General features: G+C 67.1%; 38 protein-coding genes, 1 tRNA gene and 8 other RNA genes. 7 read left to right on the top strand and 40 right to left on the bottom strand.

Features of this window, described 5'->3' with window-relative positions; translation table 11 throughout:
* Window positions 1–93: 93 nt before the first annotated feature.
* The gene (locus ACFV9H_RS17165) at window positions 94–645 is read right to left on the bottom strand and encodes a CGNR zinc finger domain-containing protein (RefSeq protein WP_385398564.1); all 552 of its coding nucleotides are present in this window, start codon (window positions 643–645) and stop codon (window positions 94–96) included.
* An 80-nt stretch (window positions 646–725) separates the two neighbouring features.
* Between ACFV9H_RS17165 and ACFV9H_RS17160 the strand changes: the two genes are divergently transcribed.
* Entirely contained in the window at window positions 726–1,964 is a 1,239-nt protein-coding gene (locus ACFV9H_RS17160; protein ID WP_385398563.1) for an MFS transporter, read from the top strand.
* Here the strand turns inward: ACFV9H_RS17160 and ACFV9H_RS17155 are convergent.
* The 39 genes from ACFV9H_RS17155 to ACFV9H_RS16965 all read right to left on the bottom strand — a co-directional run bounded on the left by ACFV9H_RS17155 (window position 1,900) and on the right by ACFV9H_RS16965 (window position 18,854).
* The gene (locus tag ACFV9H_RS17155) at window positions 1,900–2,502 is read right to left on the bottom strand and encodes a transglutaminase family protein (protein WP_385398560.1); all 603 of its coding nucleotides are present in this window, start codon (window positions 2,500–2,502) and stop codon (window positions 1,900–1,902) included. The genes ACFV9H_RS17160 and ACFV9H_RS17155 overlap by 65 nt on opposite strands.
* A 77-nt stretch (window positions 2,503–2,579) precedes the next feature.
* The gene (locus tag ACFV9H_RS17150; RefSeq protein ID WP_385398557.1) at window positions 2,580–3,674 is read right to left on the bottom strand and encodes a threonine aldolase family protein; all 1,095 of its coding nucleotides are present in this window, start codon (window positions 3,672–3,674) and stop codon (window positions 2,580–2,582) included.
* Window positions 3,653–4,414 (bottom strand): SDR family NAD(P)-dependent oxidoreductase, encoded by a 762-nt coding sequence (locus ACFV9H_RS17145; protein ID WP_385398554.1) that lies wholly within the window; start codon window positions 4,412–4,414, stop codon window positions 3,653–3,655. Before ACFV9H_RS17145 ends, ACFV9H_RS17150 begins: the two co-directional genes overlap by 22 nt.
* A 26-nt stretch (window positions 4,415–4,440) precedes the next feature.
* Window positions 4,441–6,435 carry a recombinase family protein gene (locus ACFV9H_RS17140; RefSeq protein WP_385398551.1) on the bottom strand — a complete coding sequence of 665 codons (1,995 nt, stop codon included), beginning with the start codon at window positions 6,433–6,435 and terminating at the stop codon, window positions 4,441–4,443.
* A 199-nt stretch (window positions 6,436–6,634) separates the two neighbouring features.
* Window positions 6,635–7,342, bottom strand: coding sequence for an FAD-dependent thymidylate synthase (gene thyX / locus ACFV9H_RS17135; protein WP_385398548.1), 708 nt, complete (start codon window positions 7,340–7,342; stop codon window positions 6,635–6,637).
* Window positions 7,343–7,465: 123 nt separating this feature from the next.
* Entirely contained in the window at window positions 7,466–7,771 is a 306-nt protein-coding gene (locus ACFV9H_RS17130) for a hypothetical protein (RefSeq protein ID WP_385398545.1), read from the bottom strand.
* Window positions 7,772–8,227, bottom strand: coding sequence for a hypothetical protein (locus ACFV9H_RS17125; protein ID WP_385398543.1), 456 nt, complete (start codon window positions 8,225–8,227; stop codon window positions 7,772–7,774).
* Entirely contained in the window at window positions 8,227–8,454 is a 228-nt protein-coding gene (locus ACFV9H_RS17120) for a hypothetical protein (RefSeq protein ID WP_385398541.1), read from the bottom strand. The genes ACFV9H_RS17125 and ACFV9H_RS17120 overlap by 1 nt, the downstream gene beginning before the upstream one ends.
* Window positions 8,451–8,915: a hypothetical protein gene (locus ACFV9H_RS17115; protein WP_385398539.1), complete on the bottom strand. Its 465-nt coding sequence runs from the start codon at window positions 8,913–8,915 to the stop codon at window positions 8,451–8,453. Before ACFV9H_RS17115 ends, ACFV9H_RS17120 begins: the two co-directional genes overlap by 4 nt.
* Before the next feature lie 32 nt (window positions 8,916–8,947).
* Window positions 8,948–9,142: a hypothetical protein gene (locus ACFV9H_RS17110; RefSeq protein WP_385398537.1), complete on the bottom strand. Its 195-nt coding sequence runs from the start codon at window positions 9,140–9,142 to the stop codon at window positions 8,948–8,950.
* Between the two features lie 11 nt (window positions 9,143–9,153).
* Window positions 9,154–9,218: hammerhead ribozyme type II (locus tag ACFV9H_RS17105), an RNA gene on the bottom strand.
* 122 nt (window positions 9,219–9,340) lie between these two features.
* Entirely contained in the window at window positions 9,341–9,541 is a 201-nt protein-coding gene (locus ACFV9H_RS17100; RefSeq protein ID WP_385398534.1) for a hypothetical protein, read from the bottom strand.
* A 4-nt stretch (window positions 9,542–9,545) separates the two neighbouring features.
* Window positions 9,546–10,127, bottom strand: a complete 582-nt coding sequence (locus ACFV9H_RS17095; RefSeq protein ID WP_385398532.1) for a hypothetical protein — start codon at window positions 10,125–10,127, stop codon at window positions 9,546–9,548.
* Entirely contained in the window at window positions 10,124–10,327 is a 204-nt protein-coding gene (locus tag ACFV9H_RS17090; RefSeq protein ID WP_385398529.1) for a hypothetical protein, read from the bottom strand. Before ACFV9H_RS17090 ends, ACFV9H_RS17095 begins: the two co-directional genes overlap by 4 nt.
* Window positions 10,324–10,635, bottom strand: a complete 312-nt coding sequence (locus tag ACFV9H_RS17085; RefSeq protein WP_385398526.1) for a hypothetical protein — start codon at window positions 10,633–10,635, stop codon at window positions 10,324–10,326. The genes ACFV9H_RS17090 and ACFV9H_RS17085 overlap by 4 nt, the downstream gene beginning before the upstream one ends.
* Window positions 10,628–10,795: a hypothetical protein gene (locus ACFV9H_RS17080; protein ID WP_385398524.1), complete on the bottom strand. Its 168-nt coding sequence runs from the start codon at window positions 10,793–10,795 to the stop codon at window positions 10,628–10,630. Before ACFV9H_RS17080 ends, ACFV9H_RS17085 begins: the two co-directional genes overlap by 8 nt.
* 81 nt (window positions 10,796–10,876) lie before the next feature.
* The gene (locus tag ACFV9H_RS17075; RefSeq protein ID WP_385398522.1) at window positions 10,877–11,206 is read right to left on the bottom strand and encodes a hypothetical protein; all 330 of its coding nucleotides are present in this window, start codon (window positions 11,204–11,206) and stop codon (window positions 10,877–10,879) included.
* A gap of 15 nt (window positions 11,207–11,221) precedes the next feature.
* Window positions 11,222–11,291: hammerhead ribozyme type II (locus tag ACFV9H_RS17070), an RNA gene on the bottom strand.
* Window positions 11,292–11,475: 184 nt separating this feature from the next.
* Window positions 11,476–11,742, bottom strand: coding sequence for a hypothetical protein (locus ACFV9H_RS17065; RefSeq protein WP_385398520.1), 267 nt, complete (start codon window positions 11,740–11,742; stop codon window positions 11,476–11,478).
* Window positions 11,739–11,951, bottom strand: coding sequence for a hypothetical protein (locus ACFV9H_RS17060; RefSeq protein WP_385398518.1), 213 nt, complete (start codon window positions 11,949–11,951; stop codon window positions 11,739–11,741). Before ACFV9H_RS17060 ends, ACFV9H_RS17065 begins: the two co-directional genes overlap by 4 nt.
* 19 nt (window positions 11,952–11,970) lie before the next feature.
* Entirely contained in the window at window positions 11,971–12,879 is a 909-nt protein-coding gene (locus ACFV9H_RS17055; RefSeq protein ID WP_385398516.1) for a DNA cytosine methyltransferase, read from the bottom strand.
* Between the two features lie 169 nt (window positions 12,880–13,048).
* Window positions 13,049–13,624, bottom strand: coding sequence for a hypothetical protein (locus ACFV9H_RS17050; RefSeq protein WP_385398514.1), 576 nt, complete (start codon window positions 13,622–13,624; stop codon window positions 13,049–13,051).
* 119 nt (window positions 13,625–13,743) lie between these two features.
* On the bottom strand, window positions 13,744–14,145 hold the full coding sequence (locus ACFV9H_RS17045; RefSeq protein ID WP_385398512.1) for a hypothetical protein: 402 nt from the start codon (window positions 14,143–14,145) through the stop codon (window positions 13,744–13,746).
* Between the two features lie 14 nt (window positions 14,146–14,159).
* Entirely contained in the window at window positions 14,160–14,465 is a 306-nt protein-coding gene (locus ACFV9H_RS17040) for a hypothetical protein (protein ID WP_385398510.1), read from the bottom strand.
* Window positions 14,465–14,608 carry a hypothetical protein gene (locus ACFV9H_RS17035; protein WP_385398508.1) on the bottom strand — a complete coding sequence of 48 codons (144 nt, stop codon included), beginning with the start codon at window positions 14,606–14,608 and terminating at the stop codon, window positions 14,465–14,467. The genes ACFV9H_RS17040 and ACFV9H_RS17035 overlap by 1 nt, the downstream gene beginning before the upstream one ends.
* A gap of 17 nt (window positions 14,609–14,625) precedes the next feature.
* Window positions 14,626–14,688: hammerhead ribozyme type II (locus ACFV9H_RS17030), an RNA gene on the bottom strand.
* Window positions 14,688–14,810 carry a hypothetical protein gene (locus ACFV9H_RS17025; protein WP_385398507.1) on the bottom strand — a complete coding sequence of 41 codons (123 nt, stop codon included), beginning with the start codon at window positions 14,808–14,810 and terminating at the stop codon, window positions 14,688–14,690. Before ACFV9H_RS17025 ends, ACFV9H_RS17030 begins: the two co-directional genes overlap by 1 nt.
* Window positions 14,807–15,064, bottom strand: coding sequence for a hypothetical protein (locus ACFV9H_RS17020; protein WP_385398505.1), 258 nt, complete (start codon window positions 15,062–15,064; stop codon window positions 14,807–14,809). Before ACFV9H_RS17020 ends, ACFV9H_RS17025 begins: the two co-directional genes overlap by 4 nt.
* A 19-nt stretch (window positions 15,065–15,083) precedes the next feature.
* An RNA gene (locus ACFV9H_RS17015) (hammerhead ribozyme type II) lies at window positions 15,084–15,146 on the bottom strand.
* A gap of 16 nt (window positions 15,147–15,162) precedes the next feature.
* Window positions 15,163–15,960, bottom strand: a complete 798-nt coding sequence (locus tag ACFV9H_RS17010; RefSeq protein ID WP_385398503.1) for a hypothetical protein — start codon at window positions 15,958–15,960, stop codon at window positions 15,163–15,165.
* 18 nt (window positions 15,961–15,978) lie between these two features.
* An RNA gene (locus ACFV9H_RS17005) (hammerhead ribozyme type II) lies at window positions 15,979–16,043 on the bottom strand.
* Between the two features lie 200 nt (window positions 16,044–16,243).
* Window positions 16,244–16,306: hammerhead ribozyme type II (locus tag ACFV9H_RS17000), an RNA gene on the bottom strand.
* A 16-nt stretch (window positions 16,307–16,322) separates the two neighbouring features.
* The gene (locus ACFV9H_RS16995) at window positions 16,323–16,754 is read right to left on the bottom strand and encodes a hypothetical protein (RefSeq protein ID WP_385398501.1); all 432 of its coding nucleotides are present in this window, start codon (window positions 16,752–16,754) and stop codon (window positions 16,323–16,325) included.
* Window positions 16,740–16,804, bottom strand: an RNA gene (locus tag ACFV9H_RS16990) — hammerhead ribozyme type II. The genes ACFV9H_RS16995 and ACFV9H_RS16990 overlap by 15 nt, the downstream gene beginning before the upstream one ends.
* Before the next feature lie 3 nt (window positions 16,805–16,807).
* Window positions 16,808–17,023, bottom strand: a complete 216-nt coding sequence (locus ACFV9H_RS16985) for a hypothetical protein (RefSeq protein WP_385398500.1) — start codon at window positions 17,021–17,023, stop codon at window positions 16,808–16,810.
* A 94-nt stretch (window positions 17,024–17,117) separates the two neighbouring features.
* Entirely contained in the window at window positions 17,118–17,360 is a 243-nt protein-coding gene (locus ACFV9H_RS16980) for a hypothetical protein (protein ID WP_385398499.1), read from the bottom strand.
* Window positions 17,357–17,533 (bottom strand): hypothetical protein, encoded by a 177-nt coding sequence (locus ACFV9H_RS16975; RefSeq protein ID WP_385398497.1) that lies wholly within the window; start codon window positions 17,531–17,533, stop codon window positions 17,357–17,359. The genes ACFV9H_RS16980 and ACFV9H_RS16975 overlap by 4 nt, the downstream gene beginning before the upstream one ends.
* A 19-nt stretch (window positions 17,534–17,552) precedes the next feature.
* Window positions 17,553–17,624, bottom strand: an RNA gene (locus ACFV9H_RS16970) — hammerhead ribozyme type II.
* Window positions 17,625–18,659: 1,035 nt separating this feature from the next.
* The gene (locus ACFV9H_RS16965) at window positions 18,660–18,854 is read right to left on the bottom strand and encodes a hypothetical protein (protein WP_385398495.1); all 195 of its coding nucleotides are present in this window, start codon (window positions 18,852–18,854) and stop codon (window positions 18,660–18,662) included.
* A gap of 588 nt (window positions 18,855–19,442) precedes the next feature.
* Between ACFV9H_RS16965 and ACFV9H_RS16960 the strand changes: the two genes are divergently transcribed.
* The 6 genes from ACFV9H_RS16960 to ACFV9H_RS16935 all read left to right on the top strand — a co-directional run bounded on the left by ACFV9H_RS16960 (window position 19,443) and on the right by ACFV9H_RS16935 (window position 22,496).
* Entirely contained in the window at window positions 19,443–19,601 is a 159-nt protein-coding gene (locus ACFV9H_RS16960) for a hypothetical protein (protein ID WP_385398493.1), read from the top strand.
* A gap of 107 nt (window positions 19,602–19,708) precedes the next feature.
* Window positions 19,709–19,781, top strand: a tRNA-Phe gene (locus ACFV9H_RS16955).
* A gap of 98 nt (window positions 19,782–19,879) precedes the next feature.
* Entirely contained in the window at window positions 19,880–20,131 is a 252-nt protein-coding gene (locus tag ACFV9H_RS16950) for a hypothetical protein (protein WP_385398491.1), read from the top strand.
* The gene (locus ACFV9H_RS16945) at window positions 20,128–20,385 is read left to right on the top strand and encodes a thioredoxin family protein (protein WP_385398489.1); all 258 of its coding nucleotides are present in this window, start codon (window positions 20,128–20,130) and stop codon (window positions 20,383–20,385) included. The genes ACFV9H_RS16950 and ACFV9H_RS16945 overlap by 4 nt, the downstream gene beginning before the upstream one ends.
* A gap of 15 nt (window positions 20,386–20,400) precedes the next feature.
* Entirely contained in the window at window positions 20,401–20,832 is a 432-nt protein-coding gene (locus ACFV9H_RS16940) for a hypothetical protein (RefSeq protein WP_385398487.1), read from the top strand.
* A gap of 17 nt (window positions 20,833–20,849) precedes the next feature.
* A complete protein-coding gene (locus ACFV9H_RS16935; RefSeq protein WP_385398485.1) occupies window positions 20,850–22,496 on the top strand; it encodes a terminase in 1,647 nt (548 codons plus the stop codon).
* Window positions 22,497–22,506 lie beyond the last annotated feature (10 nt).

Genomic DNA, 22,506 nt, shown 5'->3' with positions numbered 1-22,506 from the left:
GGGTTCCGGTGGGAGGGGTTCCGGTCGCCCGAAGATACTCATGCCCATGCCAAGTTGACAACGATGTCCGACAAGAAAGTTTCCTATCAGCCGTCAGCGTTCGCGCATCCGGCGGCGATGGGCCGCCACCCGGGCGCGGGTGGCGCACGTGCCGGAGCAGTACCGGCGAGCACTGCCCGGCCCCGTGGCCAGGAAGAACCGCCCGCAGCCCGTGGCGGCGCAGGCCCCCCAGGCGATCCGCCCGTACTCGGTGAGCAGTTGGGCGAGGGCGAGGGCGCCGGAGGCCAGGAACCAGTCGCCCCAGCCTGCCCCTTCGCCCCGGTCCACGTGCAGGTGCCAGGGGTGGCCGTCGTGCCGGGTCAGCCGGGGTCGGGTGGCGCATTCCTCGAACAGCGCGTTGAGCGCCTCGGCGGCCCGGTCCTCGTCGTTCTCGGCGAGCACCTCCCCCATCCGCCGGGCGGCGGCGCGCAGTTCCGCCGCGCTCGCCTCGGGGAAGGCCTCCTCGGTGAGGTCGGCCGGGCGTTCTCCGTGTCCGGCGAGCAGCTCCGCGAGTTCGGCGCGGGACAGTTCGGGGGTGGTGCGGACCGCCTCGGCGAGGTCGATCAGCCGCCGGGCGACCGAGAAGCCCCCTCCGGAGTCCACCATGCCTGGATCCTTTCCCCGTACACTCGAATGACGTAACGTCTTGTTCGCCTATCACGTTACACAATGCGGGGAGGGCCGGAATGGGCGGGTTCGGGCGTTACCTGGCGGCGGCGCTGGCCGCGCGGTTCGCCAACGAGGGCATGGGCATGGCCGTGGTGCTGCTCGCCCTGGAGCGCACCGGGAGCGCGGCGCACGGGGCGTTCGTCCTGACGGCCTGGCTGGTTCCGAACGTGCTGGCGGCCCCCCTCGCGGGCGCCGCCGCGGCCCGGACGCGCAGGCCGCGGCTGTTCCACGTGGGCGCGCTGGCGGGATTCACGGCCGCCGTGGCGGCCCTGTCCGTACTGCTGGGGCGGGCGCCGGCGGCGCTGGTGTTCGCGGTGGCGGTGCTCGGCGGGACCTGTGGGCCGATGGTCACGGGTGGGCTGTCCAGCCTGGTCACGGGACTGGTCCCGGCGGGGCCCGGGCGAGACCGGGCGTACGGCTGGGACGCCTCCACCTACAACGCCGCGGCGGTCACCGCCCCGGCGGCGGTCAGCCTGGTCGCGGCGGTGGTCTCGGCAGCGCCGGCGATGGGGGTCCTGGCGGCGTCCGGGGCGCTGGCGGCGGCGATGGCCGCGACCCTCGCGTACGAGGACCGGGGCGCGGGGGTGCCGAGGCGCGGGGCCCTGTCCGGAGCCGGCGCGGGGCTCACGGCGCTGTGGCGGGTCCGGGAGCTGCGGGCGATCACCTCGGCCACGACCCTGGCCTTCGTCGGCATCGGCTCGCTCACGACCACCTCGGTGCTGCTCGCCGCCGGGCTCGGCAGCCCGGGCGCCGGGGGCGTGCTGATGACGGCCTTCGCGGTGGGCGCCCTGGCGGGTTCGCTCACGCTGGGCCGGATGACGTCGGTGGAGCCCGGCCGGCTGGTGCGGTGGGCGCTGGTGGGGACGGGGGTGGCGCTGACGGCGGCCGCGTTCACGCCTTCCGTCGCGGTCACGGCCGTGCTGTTCGCGGTGGCCGGGGTGTGCGACGGGCCGCTGCTGACGGCCACGCTCCGGATCCGCTCGGAGTACGCCCCGGACGGGGTGCGCACGCAGGTGTTCACCCTGGGGGCGGGGCTGAAGATGACGGCCGCGTCGGCCGGCGCGGCCTTGGTGGGGCTCGCGGCCGACGCGCCCGCGGGGCTGCTGCTGACCGGGATCGCCGGACTTCAGTTCGCCGCGGCGCTGCTGCACGTGCTGACGGTGGGGCGCGGGCGCGTACCGGCGAAGGCGGTCACAGGGCCGTCGGCAGGTTTCGCCACAACTCCGGCCGGTCGGCGGAGCCCTGGAGCGCCTTGAGGGTGGCCGGGTGCGGGGCGGCGTACAGCTCGGGGTAGTCGATCTCGCCGAGCTCCGGGCGTACGGGGAAGGCCAGTTGCTCCGCCTCGATGTCGAACCGGGCGTCCACCCCGGGCTTGTTGCCGCGCGGGTCGACACGGGCCCAGCTCTCGCTGCCGGGCAGCCGGACCGCGACGAGCCCGTGGATCACGAGGTCGCTGCCGTCGTCGTCCGCGAGGAGGAGCTGGTAGCACAGGCCCGCCGGGATGCCCTGGGCGCGGAGCAGGGCGACGAGGGCGTGGGACTTGGCGTAGCAGATGCCGTTGCGCGTGCTCAGTACGTCGGAGGCGCGCCAGGAGACCCGCATGTCCCCGGAGTCGGCCGAGTGCGGGATGGTGTCACGGACGAACTCAAAGGCCGTCTTGGCGTATGAGTATGCGTCTCCGGTGGCGGACCAGAGGGCATCGGCGGTTTCCTGCACCAACGGATGCCAGTGGTCGATTACCTCATCCGAGGCAAGATAGGCATGGATATCGGGGTTCTGCTGGATCAGCTGCATGATCCGGAGCATAACCATGCCCCCGACCGTAGATCAATAGATTTACGGTCGGGGGCATAGCTATGCAGCATTCGACTCTATCGAGCCATCTCTTCCTTCAGCGCCTGGAGGAAGGCGTCGACGTCCTCTTCCTGCGTGTCGTAACTGCACATCCAGCGGACATCGCCGGCGCTCTCGTCCCAGAAGTAGAAGCGGAAACGCTTCTGCAGTCGCAGCGACACCTCGTGCGGCAGCCGCGCGAACACACCGTTCGCCTGCACCGGATAGAGGATCTCCACGCCGTCGGTCTCGCGGACGCCCGCCGCCAGCCGCTGCGCCATCGCATTGGCGTGCCGGGCGTTGCGCAGCCACAGGTCCTTGGCGAGCAGGGCCTCCAGCTGCACCGACACGAACCGCATCTTGGACGCCAGCTGCATCGACATCTTGCGGATGTGCTTCATCTGCCGGACCGAGTCCGGGTTCAGCACCACCACGGCCTCGCCGAACATCATGCCGTTCTTCGTGCCGCCGTACGACAGCACGTCGACGCCGACCGCGTTGGTGAAGGCGCGCATCGGCACGTCGAGCGAGGCCGCGGCGTTGGCTATCCGGGCACCGTCGAGGTGCACCTTCATGCCCTTGGCGTGCGCGTGCTCGCAGATCGCACGGATCTCGTCGACCGTGTAGACCGTGCCGAGCTCGGTGTTCTGGGTGATCGACACGACCTGCGGCATGGCACGGTGCTCGTCCTCCCAGCCCCAGGCCTGCCGGTCGATCAGCTCGGGGGTGAGCTTGCCGTCCGGAGTGGGGACCGTGAGCAGCTTGAGGCCCGCCATCCGCTCCGGCGCGCCGCCCTCGTCGACGTTGATGTGCGCCGTCTCGGCGCAGATCACGGCGCCCCAGCGGTCGGTGAGGGCCTGCAGGGCCGTCACGTTCGCGCCGGTGCCGTTGAAGACGGGGAAGGCCTCCGCGTACGGCCCGAAGTGGCTGCGGAAGATCCTCTGCAGGTGTTCGGTGTACTCGTCGTCGCCGTAGGAGACCTGGTGGCCGCCGTTGGCGAGCGCGACGGCGGCCAGGACCTCCGGGTGCACCCCGGCGTAGTTGTCGCTCGCGAAACCGCGTACCGCGGGATCGTGGTGGCGGCGGGCGTCGGTCTTCCCGGTATCGGTTCTCACGGTTGCGGAGTGAGCCACAGACGCTGTCCGTTCACATCGATTGCGGGCCGCTCCCAGACGCCGGCGATGGCCTCGGCCAGCTCCTTCACGTCGGTGAAGCCCGCGAACTTCGCATTGGGACGCTCGGCGCGCATCGCGTCGTGCACCAGTGCCTTGATCACCAGGATCGCAGCCGCCGCTCCGGGGCCCTCGTCTCCCCCGGCCTTGCGGAAGGAGTCGGCCATGGCGAGGGTCCACGCCTCGGCCGCCGCCTTGCCCGCGTTGTACGCGGCGTTGTTGGCGACCGGCTTGTGCGCGCCGGACTGACTGACCAGCACGTAGCGGCCGCGCTCGCTGCGCAGCAGCCCGTCGTGGAAGGCGAGCGAGGTGTGCTGGACGGTGCGGATGAGGAGCTTCTCCAGGAAGTCCCAGTCCGCGAGGTCGACGTCGGTGAAGGTCTTGCTGCCGCGCCAGCCTCCGACGAGGTGGACCAGGCCGTCGATCCGGCCGAACTCCTTCTCGGTCTGCTCGGCCCAGGCCTTCGTGGCCTCCAGGTCGAGCAGGTCCACGGTGTCGCCGGTGATCGTGGCGCCGCCGTGTGCGTAGCGGGCCGCGTCGACGGCCTCCGCCAGCCGCGCCGGATCCGCGTCGGAGGCGACGACGATCGCGCCCGCCTCGGCGAGGCGGAGCAGGGTGGCGCGGCCGGCGGGCCCGCCGGCCCCGGCCACCGCCACCACCGCTCCGTGCAGCTTTCCGTTGCCGTTCCCGGAGCCGTTCATCTGTGCAGCCTCCTGTGGGCGAGCGCTCACGCGGCGACTCGCTCGGCCTGCTCTGCATTCAGGGCGGTGATGCCCTTCGTGGAAGTAGTTCGCCCGTGCGTTTCAGATTTCACAACATCCTCCGCCGAAACGTCAATCACACCGGAAATTTTCATGGGAGGCAGAGTGTATCCGTCAGGAGCTGCGGTTCCTTCGTACGGGCCCATCATTTCCAGCGCACCCGCATACATGCCCTCCGAGAACCAGCGGCGACCGAGGCGGTAGAAGAAGCCCCAGCCCTTCCCGCCCATACGCTCGTCGCGGTCGTAGTCATGCCACCCCTTGTCGTGGCGCAGCTTCTCCAGCAGCATCTCGAAGCATGGGCGGTCCTCCGGCTTGGGCTTCCGTCCTCCTGCCAGGATGCTCTCGACTCGCCCCCACTGCTCGTCGGAGACGGTGAACGGGATCTTGACCCCGTTACCTCGGTGCCACTCCAGCATCGGGTCCTTGCTTCCACCGGCCCGACCGGACTTGCTCTCGCCGACGATGTCGACCCGGACCTGGAGCAGCTCCAAGATCCGCTTCTTGTCGGCTCGGTCAAGATCGTGGACGTTGGCGCCGACACGGTCGATCAGCGCGCGCATGCTCTCGGCTCGCCCCTCCTTGTGCTCGGCGTCCTCCAGCCATTCGGCGATGCGCTCCTGCTCCTCGCGGAGCTCCTTCTCCTTGGTGGCGATCTCTTCCTTGAGCTCAGTGATCAGCTTCGCGTCCTCCTCGTCGTCCTCGTCGAGCGAGGCGACCAGCATGGCGATCTTCTTGCGGCGGGTGTTCCGCAGCTTGTGTAGCTTGCCGTCGATCTCCAGCAAGCGGTCCCGGTAGGACTCTGCTCGCTCGGGAACGCTGCCCAGCCATTCGTCGATCAGCCCCTTGATGGCCTCGGGGTCGGTCAGGAGCTTCGCGACCTCGTCCCAGACCACCTTCTCCGTCTCCTCGCCGGGGATCTGCTTGCAGGTGTGTCCCTCTTCGGCGGTGGCCGCGTTCGAGCACCGGTAGATCACGTCGCCGTGCTGGTGGCGGGCCGAGCCGTACCGACTGTGGCCGCACGCGCTCACCAGGTGGCCGGAGAGCAAGTGGTTGCTGTAGGTGGTCCGAGGGGTGCCCTTCATGTCGTCGAGGGCCGCCTCCAGGGCCTTGCGCCGGTCTTCGGGCATGAGCTCGGGGAGGTCGATGCGGTACGAGGTGGTGATCTCCTCACCGTCCTCGTTCATGCCGGAGAAGCTGAAGTCCACGTAACCGCGGACAGCCACGCGCAGGCGGAGGACCAGGTTGTTGCCTTCCCAGAGCTTTCCGGTGCGGGTCCGGTACTTCAGCTCGTTCAGCTCCTTGGCGGCCTCGCCTCGGCTCAGCTTCTGGTCGATCATCAGCTCGGCGGCCTTGACGATCACCTTCTGCTCGTCGGGGTTGACGATGGGCTCGCCTTCCTCGTCGAGCATGTAGCCGAAGGGCGGGGCGCCGCTGGCCCAGCCTCCCCCGGAGACCTTCTTGATCCGGCCGCCCAGGGTGCGCTCCAGGATCAGCGCGTGCTCGACCTCGGCCATGTACGCCAGAAGAGAGAGCTGGATGCCGAACATGTCGTCGTTGGAGTCGATCCGCCCATCGGCGGTGGCGATGCGCACCTTCCGGCCTGTGACCTCGTCCAGCACGATGTCGGTCACGTCGTAGACCCAGCGGTGGATGTTGCGCATGGTTCGGCCGATGCGGTCCAGCTTGGCGAAGACGACGACGTCGATCAGGCCGGCATCAATGTCGGCAGTCATGCGATCCAGATCGTCGCGGTGTGCAAGTTTGCCGGACACTCCCTCGTCGCGGTAAACGTCCACAATGGTGTGCGGCACGCCCTTGAACTGGTAGTCGATCCATGCTCGGCATCGCTCGTCTTGCACATCCAGGCCGTAGCCGTCGAGCTGTCCGGATGTGGAAACGCGTAGGTAGATGGCGATTCGCAGGGTCTTGGTCTGACGGGGAAGTGTCTTGGTTCGCATGTGTCCCCCCTGGGCTCACGTATCAGAACGCACGAAGCCCCCCGGCCAGCAGGCTCGGGGGGCGTATCGCCGTGTGTGTAACTGTACCTACGTCAGTCCTTCTTTACCACCGGTCCGAGAAGGATTCGGGCGAGGCGTTCCCGCTCGGCTGGTGTCCACCCGGTCCTGCGCCACTCGACGCTCACGATGGGGCTCTGGCTCACGGCGCCACCCGCCCGTGCTTCTCGAACGCAGCGTGGGTGATGGGCATGCACCCGGCGAAGTGCTGCTCCATCTTCTCGGCGACCAGCTCGATCTCGCGCTGCGGAAAGCTCGGGAAGGTGCTCGCCTCATTCCTCGTCCGAAGGGACAGGAAGTGCATCAGGGAGCGGGCGTTGCAGGTGGCGTAGAAGGAGGTGAAGATGCCGACCGGCAGGACCATGCGGGCCACCTCGCGGGCAATGCCGGCCTTCAGCATGTCCTCGTAGCACTCGTAAGCCTCGGAGTAGGCGGCGAGCATGTTCGTTGCCATCCGGGCGAAGTGGGCGTCGCTCCCGTTACGGAACTCGTACGCCCCCGGCTTGCCCTCCTGTATCAGCGCCCGCTCTCGCGCTGGCACGTAGAACGTGGGGGCGAGTTCCTTGTAGCGGCCCGACTCCTCGTTGTAGGACCAGCCGGCGCGGTGGCGCATGAACTCGCGGGCCACGAAGATCGGCGCCTCGATGTAGAAGGTGAACGACGTGTGCTCGAACGGGCTGCCGTGCCGGTCCCGCACCAGGTAGTTGATCAGGCCCTCGGTCGGGCGGTCAGCGTCAAGGCTGTCGCCTCCGATGGTGGAGACTCGGGCCGCCGCGGTGACGTCGTAGTCCATGGCGCTGGTGCGGAACGCCTGCACCGTCACGTCGGAGCGGTAATTGAGCTTGGTCATGGAGTGCAGACCTCCCGGGTCTCGTTGACCTGGCGAGCCCAGGCGTGGTCGGTGATCAGGGAGCCGCTGAGCAGCCCGAGGATGAAGATGGCGAGCATGAACGTCACGATGACGGGGGTGTCGTTACGCCTCACTGGCGACCTCGTCGTACATGTGGAGCTCGTTGACGTGGTGCACCGTGGTGCCGTGCAGCGCCTCCAGCCGCGCGAGTTCTTCGCGGAGTCGGCCAGCCTCCCGACTCAGGCCGAGGCCGGTGTGGAAGACCCTCTTGGGTCGCCTGCCGCGGAGCTGGGCGAAGGCGGCGACTCCGTGCAGTGTGAAGACCTTGTCCCGGTTGAACTCGGGGTAGGCGCGAGCCTGATGAAACCCGTAGACGATCAGAATGTCGTCCTCGTTGACCGGCTCAAGGGGTCCGATGTTCAGCGTCACTTACACAGCCTCCCCGGCGTGTATCAGGGCCTCGCGCAGCGCGGCCACCGTCTTGGTTCCGTTGTTCTTCAGGTCGTGCCGCTCCTTGCGGAGCGCTTCGATCTCGCCGGCCATGCGCTGGACCCCCTCGACCACCCGCATCATGTTGCGAGGGCTCCAGACGTTCCCGTCCAAGGGGTTGGTGCTGAGCTCGACGCCAGCCGCTTTGGCGATCAGCGCGACGATCTGCCGGGCCTCGCCGCCCCTGCTGTTCTCGGCATACGCCGCGTCGCAGAACCCGTCTTCGCGGCAGGGGCGTGCGCGCCTGGTCGGCGACGCCAGGGGCTCACTCGCGGGGCAGTCGCGAGCAGTCTCGAAGACGATCGACTCGCTTCGGATGTCCTCGGTCAGGCTGGCGATCCCGCGGGCCTGCTCCTTGACGCGCTGGCCTTCCTCGATCCAGTCCCACCCGTTCATCACGCGGCCACCCGGGCCTCGTAGGAGCTGCGGGACTCTGCGGTGAGGTGGAACCCGCCGAACTCGCAGGAGTAGACGCGGTGCTCGATCCTCAGCCCGCGCCTGGTGCCCTGCGCGTCACCTCGCCGGCCTCGCTTGGCCTGCGCCTTACCGAGCGCCTTCTCGGCGTTGGAGCGGCTCATGAAATCCCGCTTCACGCCGCACTCGCACTGCTTCCAGTTCGTCACAGCTCGTTTACTCCCTTCGCTGCACCGCGCTTGGCGGTGGTCTTCTTGGCCTTCTTGGCGGCCGGGTCGTCCTTCACGAACTTGTTACAGTTGCACGTCGAGAGGTGGCACTTGCCGCGGCTCGCCCCGTCGACCGCGTGACTCCACGGCGCATGCCCGCAGCCCTCTGCGTAGCAGTAGCCGGGCCAGTTCTCCTTGCCCTCGGCGTTGGCCAGGGCAATGCCGGAGGATGTCAGGGGCACGACTCGGCCGGTGCCCCCGACGCTCATCTTCTTGGCGAAGCTCTCCGCTTCAGCGACGGCGCCGAAGGGGCCGAAGTTCAGGCCCTTGGTGCCGTCCGCCCACGTGTGGACCATGACAAACAGGTCCCGCATCTGGAGCATGTCCCCAACTTCCTTGATCACAGCCTTGGCGAGCTGCTCAGGACTGTCGAAGGTGGGGTCTTCGAGGATGTCGACCACCCTCTTGATCTCGTGCGCCCTTGGGGTGATCCTCACTGGCGCTCGCCCGCGGGGACCTGGCCCTCCTCCACGACCTCATGGCCCCAGGCGTACTCCTGGTTGACCATGTCCTGCGCCATCGCCACCAGCTCCTCTTCGCTGTAGTCGGCGCCTTCGTCGAGCGGGCTGTAGAGGGTGCTGTCGGTGCCGATGTACTTGCCTTCGATCTCGACCTTCAGGTATCTCACTGCCGGCCTCCTCTCGTCTGCCATCCTCAGGCCGGGGGCGACACCCCCCGACGACCCCCCTCCGGAGGTTTCGGCTTCACTTGCACACTCAGGCCAGTGGGGCGACCAGCTCCCCAAGGAGAGGCCCACTCCCGGCCTCACGCCTGTCGGACGCCTCCGCGTACCGCATGACCAGCCCCTTCAGTCTTCCGGTCTCGCTCACTTCTCGCTCCCCTTCTCGATGACTCGCACGCCCCACCGGCGGACGTTGACGTAGGCGATCATGTTCTGTGTCGCCACCTTGCTTGGGCTGCACCAGTCGCCGCCCCGCTTGAACAGGGGTGTATCCCGCTTGTCCTGAATCTCGATCTCCGTACCGTCAGGCAGTTCGTCGAGTTCCCGGATCGTTCTGATGGTCACAGTGTCACACCAGCGCAGGTTGCACAAGTTCCGCGACTCCGTGGAGCTTGGCGTGCAGCTCCTCCACCGTGCCGTCGTTCACCAGGACGTGGTCGAAGGGCCAGTCGTCGAGAGCGGTCTCGCTTACGTGCACTCGGCCGTACTTGTCCTTCGTTGGGCCGACCCCGGGCCTCTCCAATCGGATCACCACTCCCCCGCGGTCGGCAATGGCCTGCGCCTCGTTGGGGAAGCGCACGTCAGTCACGACCAGGCCGGCCGCGTCGATGTGCGAGGCGAGCAGAGCTTCCACCCAGACCTCCGAGCCGAGCACCTTCCGGCCGGCATCCGTCCCGGTGCGCTGGAGCAGGGCCCGCACCTCCGGATACGTCACCTTGGCGTACTCCCAGCCAGTCGCATCGACCAGCGTCCGCAGGCGCAGGTTCCCGGCGCCGTACTTGCCAGGGATCAGGGGGTTCACCGCGTACAGGAACTCGCGCAGCTTGTCGGCGAAGGCTGCCTGCCTCCAGCCCCTCTCGATCAGGGCGTTGGCCGCCTCGTCCTTCCCGCTGCGGGCGTAGCCCGCCAGTCCCACGATCAGGTCGGTCACTCCCCCGCCTCCTTCTTCCACAGTCGCCGTTCACGGCGCCGAACCAGGCGCCGAATCCAGTGGCCCTTGTCGCCCTCGTCGGCGTAGCGGCCCTCCACGACGCGACTGCCCGCGCTCACGCTGTCACCGTTCTTGGACTTGGCCTTGGTTCGCAGTGCGGCCGGACTCTTGCGGCCGGTGCCGGGTACGGGCTCGCTCACTCGTCCTCCTCCTCGTCGTACTCGGGGTCGAAATCGACGGTCACTCTGGCGATCCGCCCGTTCTGGATCTCGGCGTAGACGGGGTAGCCACCATCACCCCAGAGGGTCGGGATGGACAGGGCGATGCCGGGCCCCGCGGGTTCGGTCACGTCATACGGCTTCTCGCCGAACGGCGACCGGTCGCACCAGTCGGACCACGTCTTGATGTGGTGGCTCGCATCGCCCGTGACCGTGTAGCAGGGATCACCGATCATGATCGTGCCGGAGTCCACGGACACCGTGCCGATCTGCACTCGCTGGTCACTCACTGTCAGTCTCCTCGGGGTAGTAGGGGAAGATCAGGCGGGCCGCTTCCTCGTGGCCTGCCTCGCTCAGCTTCTGGGCGGCGTCACGCTGGACGGCTCGCACCAGGTCCATCAGCTCGGCCTCCTTGTCCTGGAGGTCGTGGCCGTAGAGGTCGTACGTCATGCCAGCCAGGGCTACCGATGTGGTCGGCGCCCAGCGGGGGCCGTCCTCGGTGTACTCCCAACCATCTCGGTCCCGTGCCACTCAGACCCCCGCGGTCTCGTAGTGAAAGTCCTGGTTCAGGTCGCCAGCCTTGACGAACTCGCCCTCCAGGCCGACGAACTCGCGGTTCTGAGTGACGGCAACCGACTGGACGCGGGTGCGACCCTCAATGAACGCGATGCCCTGGTCGGTGATCGACCACCTCAGCCCCTCCTCGCGCCGGGCGAGGCCGAACCAGCCCAGCTTCGCGAAGACCGCGTACTCCGAGTTCGTCAGGCCGATCTCCTCGCGCTTCAGCGCGTCCCCTCCGCTCACGTACAGCTTGCCGAGACCGCTGACCTCGGACTTGCCCAGGCGGTACCGCTTCTCCACTGTCGTGCTCCTCTCGGATGGCAGGCTCATCAGCATCGGGATGCCAGCCCGATGGACCGCACCCCCGAAGGGGCGGGTTTCGCCTTACGTTGGTCTGATCCAGCGGGCATACACGGCTCGCCCGTCTGCTCTCATGCGCACTCGGCGCTCCCAGCCGTTCGGGTAGGTCTTCACCCATACGCGGTCGGTCAGCCGGGCGTCCCTCCATCCAGAATGGGCGAAGACGATGCCCTGCCGGCCGAGGTCGAAGCGTTCGATGTGATTCACGATCAGCCCTTCAGCGGGGGAAGTCGGAGGGCGCCTGTTCGGGGCGGCTGAGGCAGCGGTGGGAGCTGGTACTGATACGCAATCAGGGTCGGGATCTCGTCGGGAGCGGCCACCCTGTTCGCGACGGCCACCTGGTAGACCTCGGCGAAGAGGGCGACGCTGCGCTTGACGATGTCGCTGTAGCTCAGGCCGGTAGGGGCCAGCGTCGCGATGTCTTTGGCCAGGGCCTCGTCGATGCGGGCGGCCAACTGGCGGGGCAGCTTGTTCATGCCGGGATCAGCTCCTCCAGCACGTCGCCCACCTCGTTGACGATCCCCTGGTCGATCAGGGCCTGGGCCACGCGACCGTAGTGACCCTGAAGGGTCCAAACCAGGCCGCTTCCGATCAGGACGGCGAACAACTCGACGACCTCGTCGATCTCCAGCTCACCCGCCTCGAAGCTCATCAGGTCGATCGCGATGTCCTTCATGCGTCCCATTTCTGCGTGCTCCTTCGCTCTACTTGGTCAGTTCAGTCAGGACGGCGGCCGAGAGCAGGGGCGGGACGGCGTTGCCGACCTGCTGGTCCTGCTCTGCCGCGGTCCCCTGCCAGGGGTGGTCGGCGGGGAAGGTCTGGAGAACGCCGGCCTCTTGGGCGGTCACTCGGCCGATCTCCTGATCTCCGATGCGCCACTTGTTGCGCCCGACCTTGCCGGTCACGGCGAACGCGGGCCGCACCGCGAGGCGTACCCCGCGCTTGGAGGCGTCACCGCCCGTGCCGTAGTTGCTGCGCACGTACTCGCCTCGCACGGGGAGTCCGGCGCTGGTCAGGGCTTCGGCCTGACTGACCCACTTGTGGACCCCGTCGTCGAGGCGGTCCGGGTCCTGCGAGTAGTACCGACTGTGGGTCGGAGCCGGCAGCTTCACCGGTTGCTCCAGGTGGGCCGCGAGGATCGCGCGCTTCCGCGTCTGCGGTACACCGAACTGCTCGGCACTCAGTACGTCGGTCGCAACGTGGTAGCCCCACCGCTCGGCAAGGATCGCGGCGAACGCCTCCCAGATCGGGCGGACGGTGGGCACCTGCTCCAGGAGGATCCACTGGGGACGGTGCCGGGCGATCACGAGCAGGGGCTCCAAAACCAGGATGCTGCGCTCGTCGAGGGTCTCGTCGTGCACGAGGGCGATGGCCTCCTCGGGCAGGTACCCCTTCGCGACCAACTCCGCGGCCTTCACGAGGTGGTCCAGGGCGGCACGACCGGCGCCGTTTCCCGTGGTGCTGAAGGTCTGGCAGGGCGGGCCGGCGGTGTACCCGTCGAGGTCGCCCCACCCGTACCCGCGAACCTCCTGGCTGCGGACGTCGGCATGCAGGCGCTCGAAGCCTGCCGCTCGCGCAGTGGCCACCGCGGCCGTCTCTCGCTCGACTCCCACGATGCGGCCCTCGATGCGGGCGAGCCTCTTCCCTGTGCTGCAACCTCCGGCTGCGGCAAAGTCCTCACGTATCACGCTTCAGTCCCACTTTCACACATGGTTGGCTCGTCAGGGCCGAAGATCCACTTCGGTCGACCACCTTTCGATGGTTTCGCCTTGGGTGCGACGGTCAGGCGCCGAGCCGGTCGATGCGCTTCTGCCACTCGGCCGCCTTGACGTCGTTCTCGTCCGCCTCCAAGCGCAACTGCCGGGCCTCGCCGGCCTTGCGGTCACGCTCGTACTCGAAGAGCCGCCGAATGCTGACCCGCTGCCAGTCCGGGTTGTCCTTCTCGAACTGGGTCAGGACGTCCTTCTCGATCTCGAAGAGGGAGTTGTACGCCTTCGCCTCGTACTTCACGCTCTGACCCTGGTCGTTGCGGTAGCCGCCGCTGTAGCGCGACAAGCTCGTCCACTGCGAAATGCGACTGCCTTCCAGGTGAACGCTCAAGCGGCGGTCATACTCGTCCTCCGCAAGGCGAGTCATGGTGTGCTCGATCCCGTACTTCCGGCCGCGCACCTTGACGAACCCAAAGTCGGTGTCGCCCTTCCAGTCGGGGTCGGTGCTGATCTGCACGCGGCCACTGATCTCCTCGGTGACCTTCTCCCCGCGCCACCCCCCGCCGTACGTCTTGCGCTCCGCCGTCAAGATCCGGAGGTAGAACGTGGTGTCCGCGAACTTGATCTCGAACTCGGGCTCGTTGCTCATCTGCTACACCTTCACAGTCGGTTGGCTCTTCAGGGCCGGAGATCCACTCCAACCGACCCCCGAGGGGGTTTCGCCTTCCTGTTGGTTACAGTAGCACTACCTGCGCAGGTTGCACAGCTTCAGCCGTAACGAACCTCGTCGAAGCAAGCGATCTGGATGATCGCGTCAGCCGCGTCGGCGTCGATGTGACCGGTGTCGATGCCGCGGTCGTCCCTGTTCCGCCAGGCGTCCAGGACGTAGCCATGGATCGCCCGATTCACGTACTCCTGGCCGGGGTCGAGCAGTCTGGCGAAGGCCAGCCGGACATCGTCCTTGCTCAGGTAGTTCACAGAGTCGACCTCGCGCACGTCATCGAAGGGGAAGATCGGATGCGGTGCCGTCCCCTCGATGATGGTGTACTCCTTGCCCGCGGGCAGGCCGGCGAACTCCTCGTCGTTCGGCTGCGTAGCCCAGTAGGTGATGCCCCCCTGGGAGGCGGTGTCGACGATGTCCTGGACGTTCTCGTCGGTGAGCTTGGTCATGATGCTCTGCATGATCACTGGTCGGTGTCCTCTGCGACGACGGCCCGGTGAGTCCGGGACGATTCGATGAACTCAGGGAAGATGGTGATCATCCGGTGGGCGTGGACCTGCGGGTGCACCAGGCGGCTCAGCAGGAGCTCGCCAGTGGGGCAGCACCCGTCGATGCAGTTGTCCCAGTGGACGACCAGCGAGTCGTCCTCGTCCCACATCTCGTTGATGGCCCGATCGAACGCGGCCTGCTGCTCGTCCCCGTGCGGCTTCGCCAGGATCTCGCGGAGCCGTGCGGTCCAACGCTCGAAGCGCTCGTCGATCTCAGTCATCAGGCACCCGCGGTGATGCGAGTGACGGCCGGCGAGTCCTCGTACTTGTTCCGGCGAACCTCTCGGCGGGCGAGGGTGACGGCCCTGTCCTTGCGCTTCGAGTCGCGGATGTTCAGGTCGTGGTCACGGAACTTCGGGGTCACTGTCGTGCTCCTCGCTGTTTGGCCTGGCTCATCAGGGCGTGGGCTGCCATCCCTCGCCGACCCCCGAAGGGGTTTCGCCTTACCGCTCCTCCCGCTTCTGTCGCAGGAACTGCCAGTGGAGCCAGGTGTACGACAGGGCCCACCAGGCCCCGTTGCCCTTGCGGTACTTCTTCAGAAAGAACTTCCACAACTCGCGGCTCACTCGCCCTCCTTGGTCAGCAGGCTGGCGAGGATGTCGAGGATTTCCTGCGTCCCCGATCCGTCGCCGATCACCTCGCGAATTTCCTCCTCGGGGATCAGCTCCATCGGCAGGCTGTAAATCAGACCTGCGACTCTGTCGCTCAGGTCGCACAGGGTGTGCCACTCGGGGGTGGCGGGGTCGTACTCCTCGCGCCACTCGTCGACCTCGCGCACCGTCTGAAGCAGGCCGCGCACCTTCTCCTGAATGGTCTGCATGTTGAGTCCGCCTCCACGTTGTTGGCTGCCATCGTCAGGAGGTGGGCGCCGCCCCACCCCGACCCCCGAAGGGGTTTCGGCTGGTCACACTTGCACAGTCAGGCCACGACGAACAGTTCCAGTTGGTCGGGGTTGTAGCCGAGCACGTTCCACCGGTAGACCTCGGTCGCCTTCTCCAGGAAGTACTCGTCCCGCGTGGTCTCGTACTCCTCGGCCACCACGTCCCAGTTGACGTCGTCGGGCCGGCACCACTGGCTTCGGTGAGTCGTCGACTCGTCCTCGTAGAAGCGCTGCGCGATGGCCTCGTCATCCGCGCAGGTGTCAACCATGGTGTGCTCGCGCTGGGCGTGCTCGACGGCCTCCTTCAGGGCCGCCTCGAACGCCTCCCACTCACGCTCGCTGTAGTCCGACTCGTCGAGGATCGGGTAGTCCTGAAGGGACAGGGCCAGCTTGGTCGCTTCGATGAACGCGGCGGTGAACTCCTCCTGCTCGGGCAGGCACTCCTCCCCGTCGCACTCGATCGCGCAGTAGAGCTGGCAGTACGTGCTGTCCTCGTCGCGCTCGCAGTCGTCCTCATGCTCCCAGGTGGGCTCGCACTCGCACTCCTCGTCCTCGTAGGTCTCGTAGACCTGAACGTAGATCGTCCGGAGGGAGCCACAGGCCCAGTGCCTCGACGTGCCGTCGATGACATGCTCGTCGTGGTCGCCGGCCGCGCCCTTGATCAGGCCGAGGGCGGTCAGGTAGTTCGACTCCTCCAGGAGGTCGTCGCCGTAGTCGGCCCAGTGGAACACCGCGCCGTGCGTGGTGAACAGTCGGTCGTCGTAGAACGCGGCGTTGCTGGGCTGCTCCAGCGCTTCGCGCGCCGCCTTCTCCAGGGTCTCCCTGTCCAGCTCCATGGCTCACTCCCGTGCTCGTGCAGGCTGGCATCGTCAGCGATCGAGAACCACCTCGACCGGACACCCCGAAGGGTGTTTCGCCTTGTGTGTGCCGCACCTCTCCCGAAGGTGGTCACGGAGAGGGGGAGGTGCGGCGAGGTCATGCCGACTCGACGCCGGCTGCCCTCCTGAAGTGACCGGGCTCCCCCGTACTGTCCTCACGGTTGCGCCGTGCATCGAGTAAGGCTTGAGTCGGCTCTTCCTGCGTCATGTTGTGCCTCTCGGCTTCGTTGTTCACGACTTGCTCTGGCTGGCTCATCAGTGACCGGGAACCACCCGGCCAGACACCCCGAAGGGCGTTTCACCTTGATGCAGTGACAGTATCACACTTGCGCAGCTTGCACACTGACTGCCATGAACACCACGTCGGGCTCACCCGCGGTCCAGTTCGGAACCCGCTCGGTCTCTACGAACCCGAACCGCTTGTAGAACTCGGGCAGGAATCCGTCGAAGCAGTCGAGCCGGCTCGCGCCCTTGTGGTTCACCGCGTCCCAGACCAGGTCTTCACCGCGCCCCTTGACCGTGCTGAACAGGCCGATCAGCGTGCCGTCCTGGGACACCCCGAAACCGGACTGAAAGTCGCTGGTCAGGTAGTACCTTGCTCCGCGCGGCATCTCCTCGGGCTTGCTGGTCGCTTCGGCGATCCGCTCACTACCGTTCCTCGCCCAGTCAAGGGCGACGGTGTACTCGGACCAGGAGGCGGGGTGCATGTACGTCGTCATCATCAACTCCGATGGTTGAGCAGGCTGGCTCATCAGCGACCGGCTACCCAAGCCGGCCGGACACCCCGAAGGGCGTTTCGCCTTGGTCAGTGCTCAGTGACCTCGTCGATCTCCCGCACCAGGCCATCGAAGCCGTCGTCGTCACCGAGCTCGGCGAGCTGGTCGTCCAATCCATCCCAGACGTCGTCTTCGGTCATCTCGGCGAGTGCAGCCACCGTGACTCCCTTGATCCTCGCCATCTCCTCATCGCTCAGCTCCCGCTCGTGAGAGCTGACTTCGGTCCAACGCACGGTGTACGGCATCTTGGTCTCCTCGGCAGAGCAGGCTGGCTCATCAGCGGCGGGCTACCCAAGCCGGCCGGACCGGGGGACCCTTGCGGGCCCCGCGGTTTCGCCTTCAGTTCCCAAGCACTGCGGCAGCATCAGGGGGGAGCGGAATGCCCTCCGCCCTCATCACCCAGTAGCAGGCGTACTTGTCGCCCGACTCCCAGCAGACGTCGTCCGTGCCGTCCAACCAGCCGTCGTTGTAGGCGGTCACCACATCGGACTCGGAGGTCGGGGCCTGCGCAGGGGCGGTGAGCCCCCACGCAGTGCCCGCACCGATCACCAGGCCCACCAGGAGGCCAGTCAGAGCCTTCACTTGCTCAGCACCTCCGCCTTGGCCTCGATCGCCTTCTCGTGGGCATCGGCGATCCGGTCGGCGAACTCCCACTGAAGGGCGACCAGGCCGTTCTTCCTGAGAGCCCGGTTCTGGGCGGCCTGCAACTGGCCGGCGACGATGGACTCGGGGGTCTTGGCAAGGGAAACGCTCATGACTACTCCTCAGGGTTTGAGCAGGCTGGCTCATCAGCGACCAGGAACCACCTGGTCGGACCACGCCCCCCGAAGGGGGCGGGTTTCACCTTGTCACACTTGCACACTGTCGCGGCGAAGAGCGGACGTGCGCTTTGCGGAAGTCTTGCGACTCCCCCCGACCCTTGCGGGTCGGGCCTTACTGCACTGTTTCGGTCAGGTAGTGCGTTCCTGGGCCAACCCTCTCTCGGCTCGCGCCTTTCGTTTCCCGTCCGGTTTCCCGTCCGTTCCGTTTCCGGCCCTCGTTGCGAAGAGAGGGTTGGCCTCGACCGACACCTACTCCCCTGCCCGACACCCCTGGCTTTGAGATTGGACGCCCGCTCTCGATGCCAGGGACTGCGCCTCAGACAGGATTCCGATGGCGGCTGTACCCAAGAGGTTCCGCTGGGAACTTGGGGCTGCCGGCCGATCTGAAAGGAGGGTCGTCCCCCTCTACGGCTGCGCTTCCCGAGCGCCATGCTTTGCTCTGCTACCCACCACACCCGAAGGTTGCGTCGTCCCCGCAAGCGGGGGGCCGATGGGCCACGTGCCGAAGTCTCGTCGTGCGGTCCTGCTGTGTTGCTGAAGCGACAGTATCACACTCGCTTCGGGCTATGCAACTTGCGCTTGCTTGGCTTGGCTTGCTGCGGATGAGCCGTTTACCACCGGTCGCAGTACGTTCCCGGGTGCATCGGTACCCCGGTCACTCACTCGCTTGCCTGCCTTGCTGAGCTCGACTCTACAGGAGTTGGGCCCGTTGTGCAAGTGTCGCTTGCCGTTCCGTCCTGCCTGCCTTGCGGCTTGCAGTGCGTCCCGGTGTGGCGACAGACAGAACTCTGCCCCACTTGCACAGCTTCCGTCAAGTCGCGCTGGTCAGAGGGTGTTCGGGGCCCTTGGGTGGCTGTCTGACGCGCGCTCTCGGCTCGGCCGGCCCCTTCCCGCATGGTCTGGCCGGCCCGGTCATCCATGGCTCTTGCGACCGCGCCAGAAGGAAGGCGCGCAGAGGGGCGCGCGAGGGTAGCACGGGCCTGAGAGGGGTGGGGGGGTGACCCCCGGAGCGCCGGCAAGAGGACCGCCAAGTCATACCGGCCAAGATCGCGCCACGGTTTCAAGGTCGATCGGAGGAGAGCCCCAGAGTGCCGGCGAGGGCCTGGCGAACGTGGCCAGCAGTCAGCTCGATCCCCGGATTGGCGACGGCGAAGAGACGCAGCTTCCCGAGCGGGGAATCGGCAGGCGGGGGCGTCTCGGCCAGCTCGGCACCAGCGATCTGGAGGGCGAAGGTGAGGTCAGGGTCGTTGCTCATGGCCCCCAGCGTAGGGCGTAGGACCGACAGCCAGCACTGGATTACCGGGGCGCGGCAGCGCCCCCAGGGCGTGAGCGGCCTTGCTCTGTGGCGCCCCTGGGGCGCCCCCGCGGCTTCGCCCCCTGCAACCCCTTCGCCGTCGCCTCAAGCTCTGTGGCCGCCGCCAGGCGGCCCAGCCTCGAAGGCCACTTGTGTAAGTGTGACTACGGTCACATGAAGGAGCCTGCAACAAGCAGCCTTCGGTTTCGATCCTTGTAAGTAGAAGGGCAAGTTCGTAAGTAGAAGTAGCAGGCTGGAGGCCCTGGCGGGCCTCGCTGACCAGAGCTCCTTACGAACTTCGCAAGTACAAGACTCCCCCGGGTTGGCAGCTTCGAGCAGCTACCTCTTCAGGTAGGACGTCACCGGGGGTTCACTTTCACGTCGGGGGTAACGATGCCGAACTGGGAAGGGTCCGACAGGCGTTCCCGCCTACCGAAGGACTGGCCCAAGATCCGGCTCAAGGTCTTGCGGCGAGACGGAGGGCAGTGCACCGCGCTGACAGAAGCGGGTGGACGCTGCGACTCGACCGCATCCGACGTGGACCACATCATGCCAGGAGATGACCACAGCCTCTCGAACCTGAGATCGCTGTGCTCCTGGCACCACAAGCAGAAGAGCAGCCGGGAAGGTGCGGCGGCCTACGCCGTCAAGCGACGTGCGATCGAGAGGAAGTTCCGACGCACCGAGCAGCACCCCGGCCTGCTCTGAGACCCGCGCTCCAGGCTCCTCCCCCGCCTGTTGAGTGCGAGCGCCCCCGAGTCCTCCTCTCGCTCGGGCGAGGCGCCGGCCCCTGGCTCACCACCAGGGGCCCGAGAGGGTCGGTAGCTCAGTTGGAAGAGCGGCGGAGTGAAATCCCGCAGGTCGCAGGTTCGAGTCCTGCCCGACCCACTGTCAGTGATGCTGGCAGCACTGACACAACCAACTCGCCCAGCCGCGCATACCGGGCCGCGCGTTGTAACGCCCGATGAACTTCAAGGAGGTGAGCGTTGACCCCGTTCGAGTACGCATGGGCCGCCTGGGCTGGGGCCTTCGTCGTGATCGAGGGCATCGCCCTCTACCGCAAGCAGCCGGGAGACACGCTCTCCGAGCAGGTCTGGCGGATCTTTGGCACTCGGCGCGACGTCGAGTACACCGCGAAGGGCGCGCAGCCCCGCGGCCTGCTTCGAGCTCGCCGGTTCGCGCTGGTCGCGTTCCTGGCTTGGCTCGCCGCGCACTTCCTGACGGGAGGCGCGGTGTGAACGTCCTCTACTTCACGTCTCCGTTCTGCCGGCCCTGCCGCTCATTCGGTCCGCTCCTGAAGGGCGAGCTTGCCGAGCGCGGGATTGAGCCGGAGACGGTCTTTGTCGATACTCAAGGCGGCCTGGCCAAGGCCACCTCCTACGGCGTGTCGAGTACCCCGACCGTCGTCATCGAGCGGGATGGCGAGGAGATCAGTCGCTTCACTGGCGCACTCCTCGGCGATTCACTGCGGGACGCTCTCAGCGTCCTGTGACGAAAGGAGGTGACCGTGGGCGTTCGAGGCCCCATCCCGAACCGTGAATCTGACCTCGCGCGCCCCCGGTCGCGTAAGGGGTCGGACGAGCAGGAGACCAAGCGCGGGCAGATGCGAGCGGTATCCATTCCGCGCGCTGACCCCGACTGGCATGAGGCGGCGAAGAAGCTTTACGACTCGCTGCGGAAGTCCGGTCAGAGCGACTTCTACCAGCAATCCGACTGGGCCTACGCCTGGGCGCTGATGGATGACTTCTCGCACTACAAGAAGACGTCCAAGCGCTCGGCACAGATGGCCCAGACCCTGTACTCCGCCCTCGGAAATCTCCTGGTGACCGAAGGCGATCGGCGCCGTGCGCGCATTGAACTGCAAGAGCCGGAGCAGGAGACCACCTCCGCAGCCGTGCTCGCCATCGCCGACTACAAGCAGGATCTCGGGGTGGACTGATCATCCGGAGGTGAGCCTTGGCGAAGCAAGCTGCGCTCACCCCGGAGGAGATCGACCTCCTGGAGCCGAGCTTCATCGGCCCCACCTGGCAGAAGGACGCCTTCGGGCGTTGGACCCTGCCGGACAAGACGCTCGGCTGGCAGATCGCCGGCTGGGCTGCTGAATGGCTTCGATCCGAAGAGGGCGGGCCCTGGAAGTTCACCAGGGAGCAGCTCCGCTTCGTTCTCCACTGGTACGCCGTGGACAACCTCGGCCGGTTCACCAACCGCAAGGGCGTCCTCCAGCGCATGAAGGGCTGGGGCAAGGACCCCTTGCTCGCCGTCCTCTGCCTCGTCGAGCTGGTCGGGCCGTCGCGCTTCTCCCACTGGGACGAGGCCGGCGAGCCGGTAGGCAAGGCCCACCCTCGCGCGTGGGTTCAGGTCACCGCGGTCAACCAGTCGCAGACCACGAACACGATGGCGCTCATCCCGTCCCTGATGTCGGACGCCTTCAAGGCGAAGTACGACGTCAAGGACGGCGCGGTGCTCATCCGCGCGAACGGTGGCAAGGCCCGCCTCGAAGCAGTGACGTCGTCGTACCGCGCCCTCGAAGGCAAGCGGACGACGTTCACCCTGCTCAACGAAACGCATCACTGGGTGTCCGGCAACAACGGCCACAAGATGTACGAGACGATCGACGGCAACGCGACCAAGCAGGACAGCCGGTACCTCGCGATCACAAACGCCTACTTGCCCGGCGAAGACTCTGTCGCTGAGCGGATGCGCGAGTCGTGGGAGAAGATCCGCGAAGGCCGGATGGCCGACGTCGGCTTCGTCTACGACAGCATTGAGGCGCACCCGGAGACTCCGCTCACTGCGGAGGCCCTGCGCATCGTCATCCCGAAGATCCGCGGTGACGCGGTCTGGCTGAACGTGGACGCGATCATCCAGTCCGTCATGGACGCGACGATCGCACCTTCGCGCTCCCGGCGCATGTGGCTGAACCAGGTCGTGGCCGAAGAGGACGCGATCTACGGGCCGGCCGAGTGGGACCCGCTGCTCGACGAGGGCAAGAGCCTGAAGCCGGGCGACGAGATCGTCTTGGGGTTCGATGGCGGCAAGAGCTCAGACTCGACGGCCTTGGTGGCTCTCCGCGTGCGCGACATGCACGCGGTTCTCCTCAACATCTGGGAACACCCGGAAGGCGAGGCGGCCAAGGACTGGACGGTACCGCGGCACGAGGTCGACAGCGCGGTGCACGAGGCGTTCCGCCTCTTCGAGGTGAAGGCGTTCTTCGCCGACGTCGCCCTCTGGGAGTCCTACATCTCCGACTGGTCCGAGACCTACGGCGAGCGCCTGGCGGTCTCCTCGCCGGTCGGCAAGGACTCGGTCGGCTGGGACATGCGCGGCTCGCAGAAGGCCCTGACGATGGCGCACGAGCGCCTGATGCGGACGATCTTCGACAAGAGGCTCTCCCATGACGGAGACCTCACGCTTCGCCGGCACGTGCTCAGCGCCCGGCGCCGCACGAACAACTACGGCATCGGCTTCGGCAAGGAGTCGAAGGACTCGCCGCGCAAGATCGACGCCTACGCCGCTCTGATGCTGGCGCACGAGGCCCTGTACGAACTCCGGGCCCGCGGCAAGAAGGTGCGCAAGCGCACCGGGCGCGGCTACTTCATCTGACCCTGTGCAA

Source organism: Streptomyces sp. NPDC059874 (assembly GCF_042731135.1).
GTDB lineage: Bacteria > Actinomycetota > Actinomycetes > Streptomycetales > Streptomycetaceae > Streptomyces.
Note: the sequence above shows the minus strand (reverse complement) of the source record. Positions and strands in the feature narration are given on the sequence as shown.